The following is a 20,168-nucleotide window of genomic DNA, read 5'->3' on the forward strand; positions in this document are numbered from 1 at the left end:
CTTACGCGGGGGCGAGGAAGGCGGCGAGGGCGGCGGCATACCCCGCCTGGTCGAGGGTGCCGCAGATCTCCCGGGTGGAGTGCATGGAGAGCACCGGCGCACCGAAGTCGACCGTCGTCGCGCCGGTGAGGGCCGAGGTCATGGGGCCGACGGTGGACCCGCAGGGCAGGTCGGAGCGGGTGACGAAGGTCTGCATCGGGACCCTCGCCTGCTCGCAGGCGAGCGCGAAGGCCGCGGCGCCGAGCGAGTCGGTGGCGTAGCGCAGGTTGGTGTTGACCTTGAGCACCGGCCCGCCGTTCATCGCGATCGGGTGCTCCGGCTCGTGCCGCTCGGCGTAGTTGGGGTGGGTGGCGTGCGCCATGTCGCCGGAAGCGATCACCGATCCGGCGAGCGCGCGCCAGTAGTCCTCTCGGGTGCCGCCCGCGGAGAGCACGATCCGCTCCAGCCAGGCCGGCAGGAAGGTCGACTGCGCACCCCGCTCGGAGGTGCTGCCGACCTCCTCGTGGTCGAAGAGCACGATGAGCGGCACGTGCGGCCGGTCCGAGGGCTCGGCGACGGCCTGGAGCAGGGCGCGCACGGCGGCATACGACGTCGCGAGGTTGTCGAGCCGGGCCGAGGCGATGAGCTCGCCGTCCCCACCGATCCGCCGGGCCGGCGTGAGGTCGTGGGTCATCGCGTCGACACCGAGGAGGTCGTCCGGCACGACGTCGACCTGGCCGGCGAGCCAGTCGCGGAAGGTGCTGGCGCCGTCACCGCCCGGGCTCCAGTGCGGCGCCAGGTGCTGCTGGTCGTTGAGCTTCAGGCCCTCGGTCCGCACGGTGCGGTCCAGGTGGATCGCCAGCTGGGAGACCCGCAGCAGCGGGTCGTCGCAGCGCCACAGCAGCTGGCCCACGCCACCCGGGGCGTCCGCGTCGCGCACGGCGACCCGGCCGGAGAGCCCGAGGTCACGGTCCAGCCAGGAGTTGGTCAGCGCACCGCCGTAGACCTCGACGCCGAGCATCTGCCACCCGGCGCGGGTCCAGTCCGGCTGCGGCTTGATCCGTAGGTTGGGGGAGTCGGTGTGCGCTCCCACGACCCGGTATGCCGTGTGCGCCGGTCGGTCCGCCGGCAGATGGGCGGTGGACCACGCGAGGAGCGAGCCGCCCCGGCGCACGACGTAGCTGCCGGGTTCCGAGGGGGTCGGGTCGGTCTCGTCCACCTCGGTGAAGCCCGCCTCGGTGAGCAGCTCCTGGGCCGCGTGGACCGCGTGGAACGGTGAGGGTGAGGCGTCGAGGTAGCCGCACAGCCCCTCGGCGACCTCGGTGACCTGGGTGGCGAGGTCGGCCGCCGGCATCAGGCGAGGCCGCCGCGGGCGGAGTCCAGCCAGAGCTTCTTGGTGGCGAGCTCGGACTCGAGATCCTTCGCCAACGTGTCCTCACCCGCGGCCTGAGCGGCAGCGAGGTCGGCCTCCAGGCCCTGCACGGCGCGCTCCAGCTGGTCGACCATCGACTGGGCGCGGGCGTTGAGCTCGGGGTCGCTGCGCTGCCACTGCGAGTCCTCGATGTCGCGGACCTTCTGCTCCACGGCGCGGAGCCGGTTCTCGACCCGCTTGATGTCGCCGCGGGGCACCTTGCCGGCCTCGTCCCACCGGTCCTGGATCTTGCGCAGCTCGGCCTTGGCCTGGTCCAGGTGGCGCTCGTCCACGGTGATCGCCTCGGCCTCGACGAGCAGCGCCTCCTTCACGGTGAGGTTCTCGGCGTACTCCGCCTCCTCGGCGGCGACCACCTCGTCCTTGGCGTTGAAGAAGGAATCCTGCGCGGCCTTGAACTTCGCCCACAAGGCGTCGTCGTCGGCGCGGGAGGCGCGACCGGCGCGCTTCCAGTCCTGCATGAGGCGCTTGAAGGCGCCGGCCGTGGCGCCCCAGTCCTTGCTCGTGGAGAGCGCCTCGGCCTCGCGCACGAGGCGCTCCTTGGTGGCCTTGGCCTGACCGTGCTCCTCGTCGAGCTGGGCGAACCAGCTCTTGCGCATCTTGTCGAAGGCCGAGCGGGCGTGGCTGAAGCGCTGCCACAGGGCGTTCTCGACGTCCTTGTCCAGGCGGGGCCCGGAGCGCTGGTGCGCCTTCCACTCCTCCAGCAGCTCGCGGACGCGGGCACTGCCCTGCTTCCACTGGATGCTGGACGGGTCGCTGGCGGCCAGCGTCTCGGCCTCCACGACGATCTTCTCGCGCTCGACGCCGGCCTCGGCCTTGGCGACCGCGCGCTGCTCCTGCTCCATGCGCGCCTTGGTCTTCACCTCGGTCTCGAGGTGGGCGACGGTCGCCTCGAGTGCGGCGATGTCACCGACGACGTGCGCGTCGCCGATCTGCTCCTTCAGGTGGTTGAGGGACTGCCGCGCGTCGTGGCTGGAGACCTCGGTGCCGGCGAGCCGGGCCTTGAGCAGGTCGGCGCCGGCGACGAGCTCGTCGTACTTGCGGGCGAAGTAGGCCAGGGCCTCCTCGGAGCTGGCACCGGGATAGGAGCCGACCTCCCGCTCGGACCCGTCGGCGGCGATGACGAAGACGGTGCCGTCCTCGGCGACGCGGCCATGCTTCATCGACTCGCTCGGGGTCGACGGCACGGGGGGAGCGGGGGGTGCCGCCGTGGAGGAGACGCTCGAGGGGCCGGACGGTGCGCCACCGCCGGGGGCGGCGGGACGCGGGGCCGCGGGCTTGCGGGCGGCGAACATCGCCGGCGATGGGGCGCCCGGCTTCGGGGCTGGCGGCTTCGGGGCTGGCGCCACCGCGGCGGGGGTCTGGGGCTCGGGCGCCGCTTCGGACTCCGGCTCGCTCGGCGTCGCCTCGGGGTCAGCCTCGCTCTGCTCGGGCTTCGGCTCGCTCGCCTCGGGCTCCGGCTCGCTCGGCGTCACCTCGGGCTCCGCCTCGCTCTGCTCCGGCCCGGGCTCGCTCGCCTCGGGCTCCGGGGCTGCAGGGGCCATCTCAGGTTCGACGTCCTCGGTCGCCACGACCTGCGGCTCGGCGCCCTCGTCGGGCTCGGTGGTGGACGACGTCTGCTCGGACACGATGGTGGCCTCTCTCCGGGGACCGCGAGCGCGACCATCGGGGCCGCCTCGACATGACATAGGTGCTCCGACCCTACCGGGCGCTGCACCGGCACACCCGTCGGTATGGGGCGCGCCTCGCCCGTGCGTAGGCTCGAGCCATGTTCGTCCGCAGCATCGTCGCCGACGCGTTCGCCACCAACTGCTACGTCATCGCCCACGCCGAGGGCGAGGAGTGCCTCATCGTCGACCCGGGCATCGGGGTGGAGCAGCGCGTGCAGGACGTGCTGGCCGAGCACCGCCTGCGGCCCGCGGCGGTGCTGCTCACGCACGGCCACCTCGACCACGTGTATGCTGTCACACCCGTCTGCGGCGGCGACACCGCGGTGGCGGCGCACATACACACCGACGACCGCTACCGGTTGACCGATCCGCTCTCGACCATGAGCCCCGAGCTCGTCGCAGCCTTGGAGCAGCAGTTCGGCCGGCGCGCCACGTGGACCGAGCCGGAGCGGATCGTGGAGTTCGGCGCCGCAGGCGACGACCACCCGACGCTCGAACTGGCCGGCCTGCAGATCGAGGTGGCCCACGCACCCGGGCATACCGAGGGATCGGTGCTCTTCTCGACGCACGAGGTGCCGGACGGCATACCCGCCGACGAGCTGGACCGGACCGTGCTCTCCGGCGACGTGCTCTTCGCCGGCTCCATCGGTCGCACCGATCTGCCCGGCGGCGACCCGGCTGCGATGCAGCGGAGCCTCCGCGAGGTGGTGCTGCCGCTGGCGGACAGCTCACTGGTGCTGCCCGGCCACGGACCGGCGACGACGATGGCCCGCGAGCGGGCGAGCAACCCCTATCTCGCCTCGCTCTGACCCGCACCCTGCGCCCCGACGACCAGGACGATGCCATGAAGCTGCACGACTTCCCCCGCCACCCGCTCACCTTCGGACCGAGCCCCGTCCACCATCTTCGCCGCCTCTCCGAGCACCTGGGCGGGGCGCAGGTCTGGGCCAAGCGCGAGGACGTCAACTCCGGCCTCGCCTTCGGCGGCAACAAGACCCGCAAGCTCGAATACATCGTGCCCGACGTGCTGGCCTCCGGGGCGGACACGCTGGTCTCCATCGGTGGTTACCAGTCCAACCACACCCGCCAGGTCGCGGCGGTGGCGGCGCATCTTGGGCTGAGGTGCCGTCTGGTGCAGGAGAAATGGGTGCCGTGGGAGGACCCCACCAACGACCAGGTGGGCAACATCCTGCTCTCCCGGATGATGGGGGCGGACTCGCGCCTGGACCCGGCCGGCTTCGACATCGGGATCCGCGACTCGTGGAAGGACGCGCTGGCGGAGGTCGAGGAGGCGGGAGGGACGCCGTATGCGATCCCCGCCGGCGCCTCCGAACACCCTCTGGGTGGCCTCGGCTTCGCCAACTGGGCCTTCGAGGTCGCCGAGCAGGAGCGTGAGCTGGGCGTCACCTTCGACACCGTGGTCGTGTGCACCGTGACGGGGTCGACCCACGCGGGGATGATCGCCGGATTCGCAGCGCTGGAGGCGGTCACGGGGGTGCGGCGCCGGATCCTGGGCATCGACGCCTCGGCGACCTTGGAGAAGACGCGGGCCCAGGTGGAGCGGATCGCGCGGCATACCGCAGACCTCATCGACCTGGGGCGTGACCTGCGGGAGGACGAGATCACCGTCCTCGAGGGGTGGGCCGGCGACCTCTACGGCATACCCGTGGAGTCGACCATGGAGGCGATGCGCCTCGGCGCCGAGCTGGAGGCGATGATCACCGACCCGGTCTACGAGGGGAAGTCGCTGGCCGGGTTGATCGACCTGGTCTCCGGCGGGGAGATTCCGGCCGACTCGACCGTGCTCTACGCCCACCTCGGCGGGCAGCCGGCGATCAACGCCTACCACCGGCTCTGGGGCTGAGCGGACCCACCGGCGTGTCGCGCACCGGGCGTCCATGCTCTGCGGCGTGTCGCACGCCCGGGCGTGCGGTGCGCGACAAGCGCCCCGCAACAAGCGCCCCGCAGCCCGACCGTCCTAGGCCCCGTGCAGCTCGCGGTGCAGCCGCTGCATCCGCGCGTCGAGCTCGGCGGCGCTGTCGGCCGCAGTCTTGAGCTCGTCGAGGAGCCCCGCGGGGACGTTGCCGTCGTACTTGTAGTGGATCTTGTGCTCGGTGCTGGCCCAGAAGTCCATGGCGATGGTGCGCAGCTGCACCTCGACGGCGATGTCGACGCGGCCGGTGGAGAGGAAGACCGGGATCTCGACGATGGCATGCAGGCTCTTGTAGCCGTTGGCCTTGGGCTCGGCGATGTAGTCCGAGACGCGGCAGACGCGGATGTCGTCCTGCTGGGTGAGCAGGTCGAAGATGCGGTAAGCGTCGGTGACGAAGCTGCAGGTGATGCGGATGCCGGCGATGTCGGTGATTTCGCGGCGGATCGTGTCTAGGTCGAGGGAGAGACCGCGGCGCAGCACCTTCTCGCGTAGGCTCTCCGGTGACTTGACCCGGCTGGAGACGTGCTCGATCGGGTTGTAGGCGTGCATGTGCGCGAACTCGTCGCGCAGGATCTCGATCTTGGTCTCGACCTCCCGGAGCGCGAACTCGTACTCCAGCAGGAAGCGCTGCAGCTGCCCACCGATCTCCCGCAGTTGCTCCGGCGTGATCCCCTGATTCGGCGCGAGGTCGAGCGAGGGTTGGCGGGCAGCGGCAGCGGTGCTCATACCCCCATCTTGCTGCACGCGGCTGGGGTCGTCCTGTGAAGCAGGTCACAGCGCGCCGCTCGTTAGACTCTCGCGGGTGATCTCCCCGCGCACGCCCTCCGGTGTCCTCGAGCTGCTCCCGCCCGAGCAGGTGGCCTTCCAGCGGATGCTGGACGCCATCCGGTCGGGCTACGAGCGGTTCGGCTTCCTGCCGATCGAGACGCCGGTCTTCGAGCGCTCCGACGTGCTGCTCACCAAGACCGGCGGGGAGACCGAGCGGCAGGTATACTTCGTGCAGTCCACCGGCGCGTTGGAGAAGGCGCGTGGAGAAGGCGGGGACGAGTCGCTGCCGGACATGGCGCTGCGCTTCGACCTCACTGTGCCGCTGGCACGCTACGTCGCCGAGCACGAGCACCAGCTGACCTTCCCGTTCCGGCGTTACCAGATGCAGCGGGTCTATCGCGGCGAGCGGCCGCAGCGCGGGCGCTTCCGGGAGTTCTACCAGTGCGACGTGGACATCATCGGCAAGGACGAGCTGTCGGTGCGGCACGACGCCGAGGCGCCCGCGATCATCAACGCCATCTTCACCGACCTCGCGATCGGCGACTTCACCATCCAGATCAACAACCGCCGACTGTTGCGCGGGTTCTACGAAGACCTCGGCATCACCGACCCGGAGGCGCAGGCGGCGGTGCTGCGCGAGGTCGACAAGCTGGACAAGCGGGGCGCCGACTACCTCCGGACGACGCTGACGGGGGAGGGCTTCGGGCTGTCGGCGGATGCGGTCGAGCAGATCCTCACCTTCGCGGCCTCCCGGTCGACCGGGCACGACGACGCCCTGGCGCGCCTGGACGAGGTCTCGGCGGCCTCGGCAGGGAGCCAGGCGCTGGCCGACGGCGTGGCCGAGCTGCGTGAGGTCCTCTCGCTGGTCCGTGCACTGGGTGTGCCGGAGAGCAACTACTGCCTCAACTTCTCGGTCGCGCGCGGGCTCGACTACTACACCGGCACGGTCTACGAGACGACGCTGGATGAGCACCCCGAGCTCGGCTCGATCTGCTCGGGCGGGCGGTATGACGACCTCGCCGGGCAGTACACCACGTCGCGGCTGCCGGGGGTCGGCATCTCGATCGGGCTGTCTCGGCTCTTCTGGCAACTGCGTGAGGCCGGCCTCATCGACGCCTCGGTGGGGGAGTCGACGGTGCAGGTGCTGGTGCCGCAGGTCGATGCCGAGCTGCTGGACGAGCAGCTCGCGCTGGCCTCGCAGCTGCGGCACGGCGGGATCAACACCGAGGCCGTGCTGGATGGCGGCAAGCTCGGCAAGCAGCTGAAGTATGCGGATCGCGCCGGCATCCGCTTCGTCGCCCTGCTGGGCCAGCAGGAGGTCGCCGACGGCACGGTGACGCTCAAGGACCTGAGGCGGCAGGACCAGTTCACCGTGCCGCGCGACGAGGTAGTCAGCGCGTTGCGGGTGGAGCTCGCACAACCCCAGGTCTGAGTCGGGCCAGGCGGCTGCGGAGAGGATCGGTCCTGGTGCACCGATCCTCTCCGGGTCACTCCTCGACGGTCACCGAGAGGATGCTGATCGGCTGAGCCGGAGCACCATCCCCGCCGCCGCCCGTGGTGCCCGCCTCCGCGACCGCCTCGACGATCTCGAGCCCACCGGTCACCCGACCGAAGATGCTGTAACCGCCGCCCTCGACGGGGAGCTGGGTGTCGTCATACACGATGAAGAACTGACCGCCGTTGCTCTCGGGGTCGGAGGTGCGCGCCATCGCGAGCGTGCCGGGTGGGTAGAGGCCGTCGGCCGGCGCGTTCTCGATGCCGTAGCCGTAGCCCGGGTTGCCGCTGCCGGACCCGGTCGGGTCGCCGCACTGCAGCACGTAGATGCCGCTCGTCGTGAGGCGGTGGCACGGGCTGTCGGCCCAGTAGCCCTCCGACCCGAGGAACGCAAAGGAGGCGACGGTCTGGGGCGCGTCCGCGGCGTAGAGCTCCAGATCGATGTCGCCGCAGGTCGTCTCGACGGTGGCCTCGATCGTCTCGGCGTCACCGCTCATCGGCGCCGGCAGGTCGTCCTGGGTGTATGTCGTCACGTCCGATGGCGCGGCCGGCGGCTCCGCGCAGGTCGCGGCGGGCGTGTCGCCGCTCTGTGTCTCGTCATCGTCGGCGCCGGGGTAGGTGGCCTCACCTCCGCATCCGGCGAGGATGACGAGGCTGGTGACGGCAGGGAGAAGGGCGCGACGCATACGCGTATCTTCGCACCGAGTGGTGAGCAACCATGCGCGACGCTCGGTGGGGAGGAGGGCAACCATGGGCGACGCCCGGTGGGGGTGGGGGAGGGGCCGGGTGGGCGTGATAGCGTACTAGTGCGTTGCTACACCAACGCAGCGAGTTGGCCACAGCCGTGGGGCCACCCAGCGACCTCGAGAGCACGCGGAAGGAGCAGCCATGAAGCAGCGGGACGCGACCGCGCGCGACGCGCGCACCCGTACGCAGCTCACGCGGGTGCTCGCCGCGCTGGATGACCCGGCGCGCGTGGACGCCTTCCTCGAGGACCTGTGCACCCCTGCCGAGATCGAGGCGCTGGCCGACCGCTGGTCCGTGGTGCCGCTGCTCGCCGAGGGTCTGTCGTACCGGCAGATCCACGACGCCACCGGGGTGAGCGTCACGACCGTCGGGCGGATCGCCCGGTGCCTGGAGGGCGAGGGCGGTGGCTACCGCACCGCGTTACAGGCTGCCCAGACGCATCAGGCGCATCAGGACCATGAGCATCCGGTGGGTCAGCCGACCCCCTGACGCGACCTCCGCCGCTGGCCGCCCGCCGCCCCGCGTGGCCTCCGTCCGATCCGGCCTCGCCCATCCACCGTCCACCCCCATCCTGTGTCGAAAGGCCCCGATGACCCCGCCTGCCCAGCCGCGCGAACGTCTCCGCGTGGCGCTCCAGAAGTCCGGCCGCCTCGGTGAGCCGGCCCGCGAGCTGCTGGCCTCGTGCGGCCTCACCTGGCGCGAGAGCCGCGACAAACTCTTCTGCTACGGCGAGAGCCTGCCGGTCGACCTGCTGCTTGTGCGTGACGACGACATCCCCGGGCTCATCGCCGACGGTGTCTGCGACCTCGGCATCGTCGGGCGCAACGTCCTGGTGGAGCACGGCCTGGCCCGCGAGGCCCAAGGCCGCGGGGTCGAGCTCACCGAGTGGCGCCAGCTGGGCTGGGGGACCTGCCGCCTGGACGTCGCCATCTCCGACGAGCAGGAGTGGACCGGCCCGGAGCAGCTGGCGGGGCTGCGCATCGCCACGTCCTACCCCCACACCCTCGGCCGGTGGCTGCGCGAGCACGACGTCGACGCCGAGCCGGTGTTGCTCAACGGCTCGGTCGAGATCGCGCCGCGGCTGGGGCAGGCCGACGTCGTCTGCGACCTGGTGTCGACCGGGGGCACGCTGCGCGCCAACCAGCTCAAGCCGGTGACGACGATCCTCCACAGCGAGGCGGTCATCGCCGGTCCCGGCCAGCCGCTCGACGACGGCCGGCAGGAGATCGCCGACCTGCTGCTGCGCCGCCTCGACGGGGCGGTGCAGCTCAAGGAGTCGCGGCTGCTCATGCTGCGCGTCGAGCGCGAGCTGCTCGACCGGGTGCTGCCGCTGCTGCCCGGCGGCCACGAGCCGACGGTCATGGCGGTCGACGGTCGTGACGAGGTCGCGATCCAGATGCTCGTGCACGGCTCGGTCTCCTGGGCCAAGCTCGAGGACCTCAAGCGCGAGGGCGCCCACAACCTCATGGTCCTCCCGGTCGAGGGGATGCTCGCATGAACGTCCTCACCTGGGCCGACCTCGACGACGAGCAGCGGGCCGAGGCCCTGCGCCGCGGCACCGCGGCAGCGGGCCCGGAGGTCACCGCCGGCGTCGCGGACCTGCTCGCGCAGGTGAGGGAGCGTGGCGACGAGGCCCTACGCGAGCTCACCGCACGGTTCGACGGCGCAGAGCTCACCACGATCGCGGTCGACGTCGCCGACCGCGACGCCGCCGCGCGATCCTTGGATCCCACTCTGCGCCAAGCGATCTCGGAGGCCGCAGCCCGCATCCGCACCTTCCACGAGGCCGGCATGCAGCAGGGGTATGCCGTGGAGACGGCTCCCGGCGTGACGTGCGAGCGGGTGGTCCGTCCGATCCGGCGGGTCGGCCTCTACGTGCCCGCCGGCTCGGCGCCGCTGCCGAGCACCGCGCTCATGCTGGGCGTCCCGGCGCAGCTCGCCGGATGCCCCGAGGTCGTGCTGTGCACCCCGCCGCGCCCCGACGGCACCGCCGACCCGGCCGTGCTCGCGGCCGCCGCCGAGTGCGGCATCGAGCAGATCTTCCTCGTCGGCGGGGCCCAGGCGATCGCCGCGATGGCCTACGGCACCGCGTCGATCCCGATGTGCGACAAGCTCTTCGGTCCGGGCAACGCCTGGGTCACCGAGGCCAAGCGGCAGGTGAGCACGGCCGAGGGAGGGCCGGGCATCGACATGCCGGCCGGACCCTCGGAGGTCCTGGTCGTCGCCGACGCCGGGGCTGACGCGGAGTTCGTCGCCGCCGACCTGCTCTCCCAGGCCGAGCACGGCCCGGACAGCCAGGTCGTCCTGCTCACCGACTCACGGGAGCTGGCCGAGGCGGTCGCCGCGCAGGTCGAGGAGCAGGTGGAGAGCCTGCCGCGCGCCGACATCGCCCGCAAGGCGCTGGCCTCCTCCCGACTGGTCGTGACCCCCGATCTCGGCACTGCCGTCGACGTGTCCAACGACTACGCGCCCGAGCACCTCATCCTGGCCCTGCGTGACCCACGGGCCTGGGTGGAGCGGATCGACCGCGCCGGTTCCGTCTTCCTCGGCGACCACACCCCGGAGACCCTGGGCGACTACTGCTCCGGCACCAACCACGTCCTGCCGACCGCCGGCGCCGCCCGCTTCACCGGCGGGGTCAACGTCGCCGCCTTCCAGATCGCGATGACCGTGCAGCAGGCCACCCCCGCAGGCCTGGCCACCGTCGGGCCGTGCGCGGTGACGCTCTCCGAGGCCGAGGCGCTGCACGCCCACCAGCGGGCGGTGACGCGGCGCCTGGCTCGCACGCACGCCGAGGCCGCGCCGTGACCGGCGGGGACTCTGACCTCGCGGGCTTCCCCGCCGAGCTGGTCCGGGAGGACCTGCGCGACTTCGCCGGATACTCCTCGGCACGGGTCAGCGCCCCCGACCTCGGGGAGCCGCGGATCTGGTTGAACGCCAACGAGTCCGGCACTCCCAGCGCCGCGGACGGGAGCGGCGCCTGCCGCCGCTACCCCGCGCCCCAGCCGGCGCCCCTCGTCGAGGCCTTCGCCGACCTCTGGGCCACCACCCCCGACCGGGTCGTCGTGGGGCGCGGCAGCGACGAGTGCATCGAGCTGCTCATCCGGGCGCTGTGTCGACCCGGCGGCGACGCGGTCGTCGTCACCTCTCCCACGTTCGGGATGTATGCCGTCTCGGCCCGGTTGCACGGCGTCCCGGTGATCGACGTGCCCCAGATCGACGACGAGCTCACCTGGCGGGTCGACACCGCCGCCGTCGCGACGGCAGCCCGGCAGAACGGTGCCCGGATCGTCTTCCTGGCCTCACCCGGCAATCCGACCGCCTCAGTGGTGCCACTGCGCGAGATCGCCTCTCTCGCAGAGGATCTCGCAGACCAGGCCGTGGTGGTGGTCGACGAAGCCTATGGTGAGTTCGCCGCCCAGCGCTCGGCCGTGACCCTGCTCGAGGAGCACCCGACGCTCGTCGTGCTGCGCACCCTCTCCAAGGCGCACGCCCTCGCCGGCGCCCGCGTCGGCATCGCGCTGGCCCACGCAGACCTGGCCGCCGTGCTGCGCCGGGTGCAGGCGCCATACCCCCTCCCCGCACCCGTGACCGAGCTCGCCCTGGAGGCGCTCGGCACGCAGGCCCTGCACGCCACCGAGCAACACGTCGGCCAGGTCCTGCGGCTGCGCGACCAGGTGGGGCGTCTGCTGCGCGACCTCGACGGCGTCGAGGCGGTCTACGCCAGCGAGGCCAACTTCTTCCTCATCCGGTGCGACGACCCGGACGCGCTGCTGCATACCCTGCTGCGGGCCGGGATCGTCGTGCGCGATATGAGGCACCTGCCCGGCCTGCACGACGCGCTGCGCGTCACCATCGGCAGCGCACCCGAGATGGAGGCGCTGCAGCGCGCCGTCACGACCCCCGAGGAGAACCCCGCATGAGCACCCGCCCGATCTGCTTCGTCGACCGCGACGGCACGATCCTCCACGAGCCGGCCGACCACCAGGTCGACGCGCTCGACAAGGTGCGCTTCGTCGACGGCGTGATCCCGGCGCTGCTGCGGATCCAGGACGCGGGCTACGACCTGGTGATGGTGAGCAACCAGGACGGCCTGGGCACCGACAGCTTCCCCACGGAGGACTTCGAGGGGCCGCAGGAGTTCATGCTGCAGGTCCTGGAGAGCCAGGGAGTGCGCTTCAAGGACGTCTTCATCGACCCCCACCACGGCGGCCCGGACGCGCCGTGGACCCGCAAGCCGGGCATCGGCATGGTCGTGCACCTGCTCAAGGACCGCTCGGTGGACTGGGGCCGCACGGTCATGGTCGGCGACCGCGACACCGACCGCGAGTTCGGCGACAACCTCGGCGTGCGGACCTACCTGCTGCCCGGCGACGCCTGGGGCCAGATCGCGCACGAGCTCGCCGACCGGCCGCGCACCGCGCACGTGGAGCGCGCTACCTCCGAGACCCGGATCAGCGTCGACGTGGACCTCGACGCCACCGGCGGCAGCGAGATCTCCACCGGGATCGGCTTCTACGACCACATGCTCGACCAGCTCGCCAAGCACGGCGGCTTCCGGATGCGGGTCGCCTGCGAGGGCGACCTGCACATCGACGACCACCACACCGTCGAGGACGTCGCGCTGGCGGTCGGCGAGGCGATCCGCACCGCGCTCGGCGACAAGCGCGGCATCGGCCGCTACGGCTTCACCCTGCCGATGGACGAGGCGCAGGCCACGGCCGCGCTGGACCTGTCGGGGCGCCCCTTCTTCGCCTACGACGGCAGCTTCGACCGGGAGGCCGTCGGTGACTTCTCGACCGAGATGGTCGAGCACTTCTGGCGCAGCTTCGCCGACGCGATGCGCTGCACCCTGCACCTGTCGGTCACCGGCAGCAACACCCACCACATGATCGAGGTCGGCTTCAAGGCGGTCGCGCGGGCGCTGCGGATGGGCATCGCCCGCCAGGGCGACGCGAGCGAGCTGCCCTCCACCAAGGGCGTGCTGTGAGCCTCACCGTCGCCCTCGTCGACGGCGGAGGCACCAACATCGGGTCGGTCAGCTACGCGCTGGAGCGGCTCGGGGCGACCTCCCGGCTGACCGCCGACGCGGGCGACATCCTCGCCGCGGACCGCGTCATCCTGCCCGGCGTCGGCGCTGCGGGGGCGGGCATGCGCCGGCTGCGCGAGCTCGGACTGGTTGACGTGCTCACCCAGGTGCAGGCTCCGCTGCTCGGGGTATGCCTCGGCATGCAGCTGCTCTTCGACCGCTCGGAGGAGGACGGTGGCGTGGAGACGCTCGGGCTCGTCCCCGGTGAGGTGGTCGGCATACCTCCACGTCCGGGCGTGCGGGTGCCGCACATGGGGTGGAACACCCTGACCGACCTGGCCGACGACCCGATCCTCACCGGTATCGAGGCGGGGGAGCGCGCCTACTTCGTGCACTCCTTCGCGGCGCCGACCGGGCCGCATACCCTCGCCTCCACCGAGCACGGCACCCCCTGGACCGCCGTCGTGCGCTCCGGCCTGCGCTGGGGTGCGCAGTTCCACCCGGAACGTTCAGCAGGGCTCGGCGCGCGACTTCTGCGAAACTTCCTGACGGAGGTCGACCGATGATGGTCGACGACCACACCGATACCGGAGTGATTCCCGTGAGCAACACCGGAGCGTTCACCGTCTACCCGGCGATCGACGTCCGCGGGGGCGCGGTCGTGCGGCTGCACAAGGGCGACTACGACCAGGAGACGCGCTACACCGACAACCCCCTCGCCGTCGCCGAGAACTACGCCCGCAGCGGCTCCGCGTGGCTGCACCTGGTCGATCTCGACGCGGCCCTAGGTGGGGGCTACACCCTGATGGCCACGCTCACCGAGATCGTCGAGACGACCGGGCTGCGGGTGCAGACCGGGGGAGGGGTGCGCAGCGCCGACGACGTGCAGCGGCTGCTCGACGCCGGTGCGGACCGCGTCGTCGTCGGGTCGCTGTCGGTGCGCGAGCCCGAGACGGTCGTGGGGTGGCTGGAGCGCTTCGGCCCGGAGCGGATCACCGTGGCGCTCGACACCCGGATCGGCGAGGACGGCACGTGGGTGCTGCCGACGGCCGGGTGGACGGCGGTGGGTGAGCAGGAGCTCACCGACACGCTGCACCGCTATCACGGGTCCGGGCTGGCGCACGTCCTGTGCACCGACATCGGGCGCGACGGCACCCTCGCCGGGCCGAACTTCCACCTCTACACCATGCTCACCCGCTCCAACCCGGCGTTGCAGATCCAGGCCTCCGGCGGGGCGCGCTCGGTCGACGACGTGCGCGCGGCCAAGAAGCACGGCTGCGCCGGGATCATCCTCGGCAAGGCGCTGCTCGAGGGGCGGCTCACCGTGGGTGACGCGGTCCGGGAGGAGACGGTATGACGCTCGCGCGCCGCATCATCCCCTGTCTCGACGTGCGCGAGGGGCGGGTCGTCAAGGGCACCCGCTTCCGCGACCACCGGGACATGGGCGACATCGTCGAGCTCGCCGGGAGATATGCCCGGGAGGGCGCCGACGAGCTCGTGTTCTACGACATCACCGCCAGTCCCGAGGGGCGCGGTGTGGACGTCGGCTGGGTCGAGCGGGTGGCACGGGCGATCGACATCCCGTTCTGCGTCGCGGGTGGGATCCGGTCGGTGGAGACGGCGCGCGCGGTGCTGCACGCGGGGGCCGACAAGGTGTCGGTCAACACGCCCGCGACGCAGCGGCCCGAGCTGGTGGGCGAGCTCGCCGACGCCTTCGGGGTGCAGTGCGTGGTCGTCGGCGTCGACAGTCTGCGGGACGACGACGGGCGCTGGCGGATCCGGCAGTTCACCGGCAACCCGGACGCCACGCGGGCGCTGGAAGTGACAACGCTGGACTGGGTGCGGCGGGTCACCGACCTCGGCGCCGGGGAGGTCGTGCTCAACTGCATGGGCTCGGACGGGGTGCGGGAGGGCTATGACCTGGAACAGCTGGCCTCCGTCCGGTCGATCTGCGAGGTGCCGCTCATCGCCAGCGGCGGCGCGGGTGCGGCGCAGCACTTCGTCGATGTCTTCGCCGAGGCCGACGTGGACGGCGCGCTGGCGGCGACCGTCTTCCACAACGGGTCGGTGCCCATCCCGGAGCTGAAGCGGACGCTGGCCGGCGCCGGGGTCGAGGTGCGCCTCGTCGAGCCGCAGGAGAGCGCGGCATGATCGCCGACGTCGAGGTGAGCGACGTCGACTTCTCCAAGACCGACGGGATCATCCCCGGAGTGGTGCAGCACGCGCATACCGGGCAGGTCCTTATGGTCGGGTTCCTGGACGAGCAGGCGCTGACGACCACCCTGGAGACCGGGCTCGCGACGTTCTACAGCCGCAGCCGGGGCGGGCAGTGGACCAAGGGTGAGACGAGCGGCAACGTGCTCCGCGTCGAGGCGGTCGAGCTCGACTGCGACCGCGACACCCTGCTGCTGCACGCCATACCCGCCGGGCCGACGTGCCACACCGGTGACGAGACGTGCTTCGGCGTGGGCGCCCGCCCGGGGTCGTTCGTGCACGAGCTCGACGGGCTGGTGCAGGGGCGGCACGAGGAGCGACCCGAGGGGTCCTACACCACGCGGCTCTTCGACGGCGGGGTGCGGCGGATCGCCCAGAAGGTCGGCGAGGAGGGCGTCGAGACGGCGTTGGCCGCCGTGGCCCAGGACGACGAGGCGCTGCTGGGCGAGTCGGCGGATCTGGTCTATCACCTGCTGGTGCTGCTGCGCTCGCGCGACCTCGGGCTCGCGGACGTCGAGCGGGTCCTGCGGGAGCGGCACGGCTGAGATCCCGGTGGCGTCGGCAACCCTTGGCGACGCTCGGTGGGGGTGTGAGCAACCATTCGCGACGCTCGGTGGGATTCGTGAGCAACAAAGGTTGACACGTGGTGGTCCGTCAACGTAGGTTGACGGCGTGTCACACGATCGCACCGAGACCAACGAGGTGATCCAGCGGGCCGCGAGGTCCGAGGATCCGGCCACGGGGCTGCGAGCGGTCGCGCGACTACGTCAGATCACGGATGCGATCGAGCTCGAGCAGGTCGAGGCGGCGCTGCGGTCCGGGATGACCTGGGCCGACATCGCCGAGTGCCTCGGCGTCTCACGGCAGGCCGCCCACAAGCGGCTGCGCCATCGGGTCCCGCTGGAGCTGACCCGGAGCAGGAGGGACCGATCATGAGCTGGAGCAGTAGCGTGTTGGTGTCGCAGGGGGCGTGGCAGGAGTGCGCTGCGCTCGGACACCGGGAGATCGACGTCGAGCACGTGCTGCTCGCGACGATGCAGGACGACGCCGTGGCGCGGTTGCTGCTGCGGCACGGGGTCACCCGCGAGGGGACCCGCCAGGCGATCGACGAGGTCGTCCGCGGCGAGGTGGGCGAGCTGGGGCTGGACGTCGAGGCCGCCGGGCCGACCCGGCGTCGCGACCCGGGCCGCCTCGGCAGCGAGTCCGTGGGCACCGTGACGATGAGCGACCGTGCGATGCAGGTCGCCGGCGGCAACAAGACCGTCAATCAGGTGCTCGCCGACCTCATCGAGGAGCCCGGGGGCACGGTGTCGCGACTCCTTAAGGCTCAAGGCGCTGACCCGGCTGCTGTGCTCCGGGAAGCGGGCCAGCTCGCTGCGCAGCAGCCCGAGGGCGACGGCGCCGACGTGACGAGGTTGCCGGGTCTGGAGCTGCTCGAGGGCGAGGTGGGCACCGCGGTCCACCGCAGCCAGCTGTATGCCGCGCCCCTCGCGACGGTGTGGGAGCGGTGCGCGACGGCTCAGGGCACCCGTGAGTGGTTGAACGCCGGACAGACCGCAGAGGTCGTGTCCGACGACGAGCTCACCCTGCCCACCGAGGGCATCAGCGGCACCGTCACCCGGCGGCGACTCATGGTGCAGGAGCCGACGGACGGCACCCCCGGGGTGGTGCTGTGGCAGTCGACCGTCGACATCGCAGGGATGGGCCGACGCCACAGCGGGCCGGGCGGGTGGCACCACCTCACCGTGACTCCGGAGGGCGATCACGCTACGCGGGTGGACCTGGTCTCGGGCGGGATCCACGGCCGCCCGGGGTGGCTGCGCAAGGTCATCACGAGGTTCGGCCAGCGGGTGGGCGCGCGCAGCGCGCTGCACCACCTGGGGCTCGAGGTCGAGGGCGACCAGCAGGCCGGGTGACCTCAGCCCGCCGACGGGCGACTGCGTAGGCCGACCTCGGCGAGCTCGAGGTCGGCCAGCGCGCGGAGGTCCGCGGGATCACCGGAGCGCCAGGCGGCCACCGGGTCGTCGAAGACCTCCTGCAACTCTCGCGGACGCTGATGCACCAGGGCGCGCAGGGCGAGGAGCTCCTGCGACTGCGGGTCGTCGAGCTCGCGCCCGAGGGAGCGCGCCCGCTGGATCCACGCCCAGCGGAGCACCAGCCAGAGCAGGACCACGAGGAGAATCGGGGTGCCAGCGGCGAGGAGACTGACCAGCCACGCGACCGTGGTCACGCCTGACTCGAGGCGGTCGCCGGCGCTCACCAGGTCGGTGCCTACGCCCGCCGCGCCGGTGAAGGGCGACTGCAGCTCGTCCCCGACGAGCGGGATGCCCGTCACCCGGTCGGCGACGTCGTTCATGCGCGACTCCATGCCGGTCCCGGCCGAGCGCAACGGGTCGGCGGGCGCGGCCAGGGTCATGACGAGCCCGTGCACCCACCGCCCGACGACCACCCACAGGACGACCCAGCCCAGGACGAAGAGGTCTGCCGCGACCTGGCGGCTGCGGCGGAGGGGAGCATCGGCATACCAGCGCATGGGCACATCCTCACGCATCCCGACCCACCCCATCCCGAGCGGCCGCGCGATATGCCGGGACTGGCCGCTCGGTTTGCTGTGACTGGCCGCACGGTCTGTCGTGACTGGCCGCACGGTCTGTTGTGACTGGCCGCGCGATATGCCGGGACTGGCCGCACGGTCTGTTGTGACTGGCCGCGCGGTATGCGTGCGAAGTGTTCGGGCGAGAACAGTGATGGGGCCGATGAGTCGCGTGGGACATCATGGGAGCGTGTCCGAGATCCCTGCTCCGACGTCGGCCGATGAGGCGCGTCCCCAAACCCCGCTCGCGCGGGCAGCGGGCGACTGGCTGGACCACCTGCGGGTCGAGCGCGGACGCTCCGAGCACACGTTGCGGGCCTACCGTCGCGACCTCGACCGCTACCTCGCCTTCCTCGCAGGTATGGAGATCACGTCGCCGGGTGCCGTCCGCGAGGTCCACATCACCGACTTCCTCGCCCACCTACGTGCGGGCGACGAGGAGCACCAGCCCCTGGCGGCGACCTCAGCGGCGCGGGCTGTCGTGGCGGTGCGCGGACTGCATACCTTCCTCGCGGTCGAGGGGGAGGTCACCGACGACCCGGCGCGGGAGGTCGCCCCACCCACGCCACCACGGCGGCTCCCGAAGGCGCTGTCGGTGGCCGACGTCGACCGGCTGCTGCAGGCGGCGTCGGTCGGGGACACCCCTGCAGCCCTGCGCGACCGGGCGCTGCTGGAGCTGCTCTACGGGTGCGGCGCCCGCGTGAGTGAGGCGATCGACCTCGATGTAGACGACCTCGACCTGGCGGCGGACGCTGAGGACGAGCTGCCCGGGGTGGTGCGGCTCTTCGGCAAGGGGAGCAAGGAGCGGGTCGTGCCGATGGGGCGCTACGCCCGTGAAGCGCTGGACGCCTGGCTCGTGCGGGGTCGTCCGGAGCTCGCCCGCCGGGGGAGGGGCACACCGGCGGTCTTCGTCAACACCCGGGGCGGGCGACTGTCGCGGCAGTCGGCGTGGACCGCGATCAAGCGCACCGCGGAGCGGGCGGACCTGCGCGGCGAGATCTCACCGCATACGCTCCGGCACTCCTTCGCCACACACCTGCTGGACGGAGGCGCCGACGTGCGCGTCGTGCAGGAGCTGCTCGGGCACGCGTCGGTCGCGACGACGCAGATCTATACCCACGTCTCCACCGAGCACCTGCGGGAGGTGTATGCGCAGGCGCACCCTCGAGCGCGCGGCTGAGCTCATGAGGCTGCCGGAGTGGACGGGCGAGGCTGCTGGAGCGAGCAGGCGAGGCTGCCGGAGTAGACGGACCGGGCTGCTGGAGTGGATAGAAGAGGCTGCCAGAGCGAGCAGACCAGGCTGCTGGTCGGAGGTTCGACCTCAGGTCGAGGTCAAGACCGCTGGTGGCGGGCATGGGGCACAGATTAGGGTCGGAGGCGATCGGCGGGACGCCGACCACGACACGACTGATCTGGAGACGCCAACGTGACTCACGACCGGCTGCCCGGCACCGAGACCTCGGGCGTGGGCCAGGAGGGACCCACCGGCCGTCCACTTCCGGACTTCCCCGTCCCCGAGCCGCTGACCAGCCACGGCCCGGCGCGCATCATCGCCATGTGCAACCAGAAGGGCGGCGTCGGCAAGACGACGACCACGATCAACCTCGGGGCGGCGCTGGCGGAGTACGGCCGCAAGGTCCTCATGGTCGACTTCGACCCGCAGGGTGCCCTGTCCGTCGGGCTCGGGGTGCGCACCAACGACCTGGACGTCACGATCTACGACCTGCTCGTGGAGCGCGGCCACGACGTCCGCGACGTCATCCAGTCGACCAGCGTCCCCGGCATCGACCTGCTGCCGGCCAACATCGACCTGTCGGCCGCCGAGGTTCAGCTCGTCGGCGAGGTCGCGCGCGAGCAGATCTTGGCACGCACCCTGCGCCCGGTCCTCGACGACTACGACGTCATCTTCATCGACTGCCAGCCCTCGCTCGGCCTGCTGACGGTCAACGCCCTCACCGCGGCCCACGGCGTCGTCATCCCTCTCGAGACCGAGTTCTTCGCGATGCGCGGCGTCGCGCTGCTCATCGAGACCATCGAGAAGATCACCGACCGGCTCAACCCGCGGCTGGAGATCGACGGGATCCTGGCGACGATGTACGACGGCCGCACCCTCCACTCCCGCGAGGTCGTGCGCAGCGTCGTCGACCACTTCCAGGACCAGGTCTTCCACACGGTCATCAGCCGCACGGTGAAGTTCCCCGATGCGACGCTCGCCGCCGAGCCGATCACCACCTACGCCAGCACGCACGCCGGTGCCGAGGCATACCGTCAGCTGGCCCGCGAGCTGACCGCCCGCGGCGGCGCCCCCTGAG

General features: G+C 71.8%; 21 protein-coding genes. 16 read left to right on the forward strand and 5 right to left on the reverse strand.

Features of this window, described 5'->3' with window-relative positions; genetic code table 11:
- Nucleotide 1 precedes the first annotated feature (1 nt).
- Nucleotides 2-1,333 carry a M18 family aminopeptidase gene (locus tag AC5PYY_RS11935; protein WP_493897025.1) on the reverse strand — a complete coding sequence of 444 codons (1,332 nt, stop codon included), beginning with the start codon at nt 1,331-1,333 and terminating at the stop codon, nt 2-4.
- Nucleotides 1,333-3,036, reverse strand: coding sequence for a DUF349 domain-containing protein (locus tag AC5PYY_RS11940; protein ID WP_493897026.1), 1,704 nt, complete (start codon nt 3,034-3,036; stop codon nt 1,333-1,335). Before AC5PYY_RS11940 ends, AC5PYY_RS11935 begins: the two co-directional genes overlap by 1 nt.
- A 140-nt stretch (nt 3,037-3,176) precedes the next feature.
- Here AC5PYY_RS11940 and AC5PYY_RS11945 point away from each other — a divergent pair, with 140 nt between their 5' ends.
- Entirely contained in the window at nt 3,177-3,887 is a 711-nt protein-coding gene (locus tag AC5PYY_RS11945) for an MBL fold metallo-hydrolase (RefSeq protein ID WP_493897027.1), read from the forward strand.
- 35 nt (nt 3,888-3,922) lie between these two features.
- Entirely contained in the window at nt 3,923-4,942 is a 1,020-nt protein-coding gene (locus AC5PYY_RS11950) for a 1-aminocyclopropane-1-carboxylate deaminase (RefSeq protein WP_493897028.1), read from the forward strand.
- Between the two features lie 114 nt (nt 4,943-5,056).
- On the opposite strand, the gene AC5PYY_RS11955 is transcribed toward AC5PYY_RS11950, so the two are convergent.
- Nucleotides 5,057-5,737 (reverse strand): GTP pyrophosphokinase, encoded by a 681-nt coding sequence (locus AC5PYY_RS11955; protein ID WP_493897029.1) that lies wholly within the window; start codon nt 5,735-5,737, stop codon nt 5,057-5,059.
- Between the two features lie 76 nt (nt 5,738-5,813).
- Here AC5PYY_RS11955 and hisS point away from each other — a divergent pair, with 76 nt between their 5' ends.
- Nucleotides 5,814-7,211 carry a histidine--tRNA ligase gene (hisS, locus tag AC5PYY_RS11960; protein WP_493897030.1) on the forward strand — a complete coding sequence of 466 codons (1,398 nt, stop codon included), beginning with the start codon at nt 5,814-5,816 and terminating at the stop codon, nt 7,209-7,211.
- A 55-nt stretch (nt 7,212-7,266) separates the two neighbouring features.
- Here the strand turns inward: hisS and AC5PYY_RS11965 are convergent, their stop codons facing one another.
- Nucleotides 7,267-7,959 (reverse strand): peptidylprolyl isomerase, encoded by a 693-nt coding sequence (locus AC5PYY_RS11965; protein WP_493897031.1) that lies wholly within the window; start codon nt 7,957-7,959, stop codon nt 7,267-7,269.
- Nucleotides 7,960-8,161: 202 nt separating this feature from the next.
- Between AC5PYY_RS11965 and AC5PYY_RS11970 the strand changes: the two genes are divergently transcribed.
- From AC5PYY_RS11970 to AC5PYY_RS12020, 11 genes are all read left to right on the forward strand, one after another.
- A complete protein-coding gene (locus AC5PYY_RS11970) occupies nt 8,162-8,509 on the forward strand; it encodes a YerC/YecD family TrpR-related protein (RefSeq protein WP_493897032.1) in 348 nt (115 codons plus the stop codon).
- Between the two features lie 136 nt (nt 8,510-8,645).
- A complete protein-coding gene (gene hisG, locus AC5PYY_RS11975) occupies nt 8,646-9,518 on the forward strand; it encodes an ATP phosphoribosyltransferase (protein ID WP_493897033.1) in 873 nt (290 codons plus the stop codon).
- Entirely contained in the window at nt 9,515-10,828 is a 1,314-nt protein-coding gene (gene hisD / locus AC5PYY_RS11980) for a histidinol dehydrogenase (protein ID WP_493897034.1), read from the forward strand. The genes hisG and hisD overlap by 4 nt, the downstream gene beginning before the upstream one ends.
- Complete coding sequence (gene hisC, locus AC5PYY_RS11985; RefSeq protein ID WP_493897035.1) at nt 10,825-11,943, forward strand: histidinol-phosphate transaminase; 1,119 nt, start codon at nt 10,825-10,827, stop codon at nt 11,941-11,943. Before hisD ends, hisC begins: the two co-directional genes overlap by 4 nt.
- Nucleotides 11,940-13,010, forward strand: a complete 1,071-nt coding sequence (gene hisB, locus AC5PYY_RS11990) for a bifunctional histidinol-phosphatase/imidazoleglycerol-phosphate dehydratase HisB (RefSeq protein ID WP_493897036.1) — start codon at nt 11,940-11,942, stop codon at nt 13,008-13,010. The genes hisC and hisB overlap by 4 nt, the downstream gene beginning before the upstream one ends.
- The gene (gene hisH, locus AC5PYY_RS11995; protein ID WP_493897037.1) at nt 13,007-13,615 is read left to right on the forward strand and encodes an imidazole glycerol phosphate synthase subunit HisH; all 609 of its coding nucleotides are present in this window, start codon (nt 13,007-13,009) and stop codon (nt 13,613-13,615) included. The genes hisB and hisH overlap by 4 nt, the downstream gene beginning before the upstream one ends.
- Nucleotides 13,616-13,650: 35 nt before the next feature.
- Nucleotides 13,651-14,406: a 1-(5-phosphoribosyl)-5-[(5-phosphoribosylamino)methylideneamino]imidazole-4-carboxamide isomerase gene (gene hisA / locus AC5PYY_RS12000; protein WP_493897038.1), complete on the forward strand. Its 756-nt coding sequence runs from the start codon at nt 13,651-13,653 to the stop codon at nt 14,404-14,406.
- Entirely contained in the window at nt 14,403-15,200 is a 798-nt protein-coding gene (gene hisF / locus AC5PYY_RS12005; protein ID WP_493897039.1) for an imidazole glycerol phosphate synthase subunit HisF, read from the forward strand. The genes hisA and hisF overlap by 4 nt, the downstream gene beginning before the upstream one ends.
- Complete coding sequence (gene hisIE, locus AC5PYY_RS12010) at nt 15,197-15,808, forward strand: bifunctional phosphoribosyl-AMP cyclohydrolase/phosphoribosyl-ATP diphosphatase HisIE (protein ID WP_493897040.1); 612 nt, start codon at nt 15,197-15,199, stop codon at nt 15,806-15,808. Before hisF ends, hisIE begins: the two co-directional genes overlap by 4 nt.
- Before the next feature lie 127 nt (nt 15,809-15,935).
- Entirely contained in the window at nt 15,936-16,199 is a 264-nt protein-coding gene (locus AC5PYY_RS12015; protein ID WP_493897041.1) for a hypothetical protein, read from the forward strand.
- On the forward strand, nt 16,196-17,179 hold the full coding sequence (locus AC5PYY_RS12020) for a hypothetical protein (RefSeq protein ID WP_493897042.1): 984 nt from the start codon (nt 16,196-16,198) through the stop codon (nt 17,177-17,179). The genes AC5PYY_RS12015 and AC5PYY_RS12020 overlap by 4 nt, the downstream gene beginning before the upstream one ends.
- A 2-nt stretch (nt 17,180-17,181) precedes the next feature.
- On the opposite strand, the gene AC5PYY_RS12025 is transcribed toward AC5PYY_RS12020, so the two are convergent.
- Nucleotides 17,182-17,814 (reverse strand): hypothetical protein, encoded by a 633-nt coding sequence (locus AC5PYY_RS12025; RefSeq protein ID WP_493897043.1) that lies wholly within the window; start codon nt 17,812-17,814, stop codon nt 17,182-17,184.
- A gap of 232 nt (nt 17,815-18,046) precedes the next feature.
- Here AC5PYY_RS12025 and xerD point away from each other — a divergent pair, with 232 nt between their 5' ends.
- Both xerD and AC5PYY_RS12035 read left to right on the forward strand, forming a co-directional pair.
- Nucleotides 18,047-19,036, forward strand: coding sequence for a site-specific tyrosine recombinase XerD (gene xerD, locus AC5PYY_RS12030; protein WP_493897044.1), 990 nt, complete (start codon nt 18,047-18,049; stop codon nt 19,034-19,036).
- A gap of 246 nt (nt 19,037-19,282) precedes the next feature.
- Nucleotides 19,283-20,167: a ParA family protein gene (locus AC5PYY_RS12035; protein ID WP_493897045.1), complete on the forward strand. Its 885-nt coding sequence runs from the start codon at nt 19,283-19,285 to the stop codon at nt 20,165-20,167.
- Nucleotide 20,168 lies beyond the last annotated feature (1 nt).

The sequence above is a fragment of the Serinicoccus sp. JS2-9 genome (assembly GCF_059025165.1).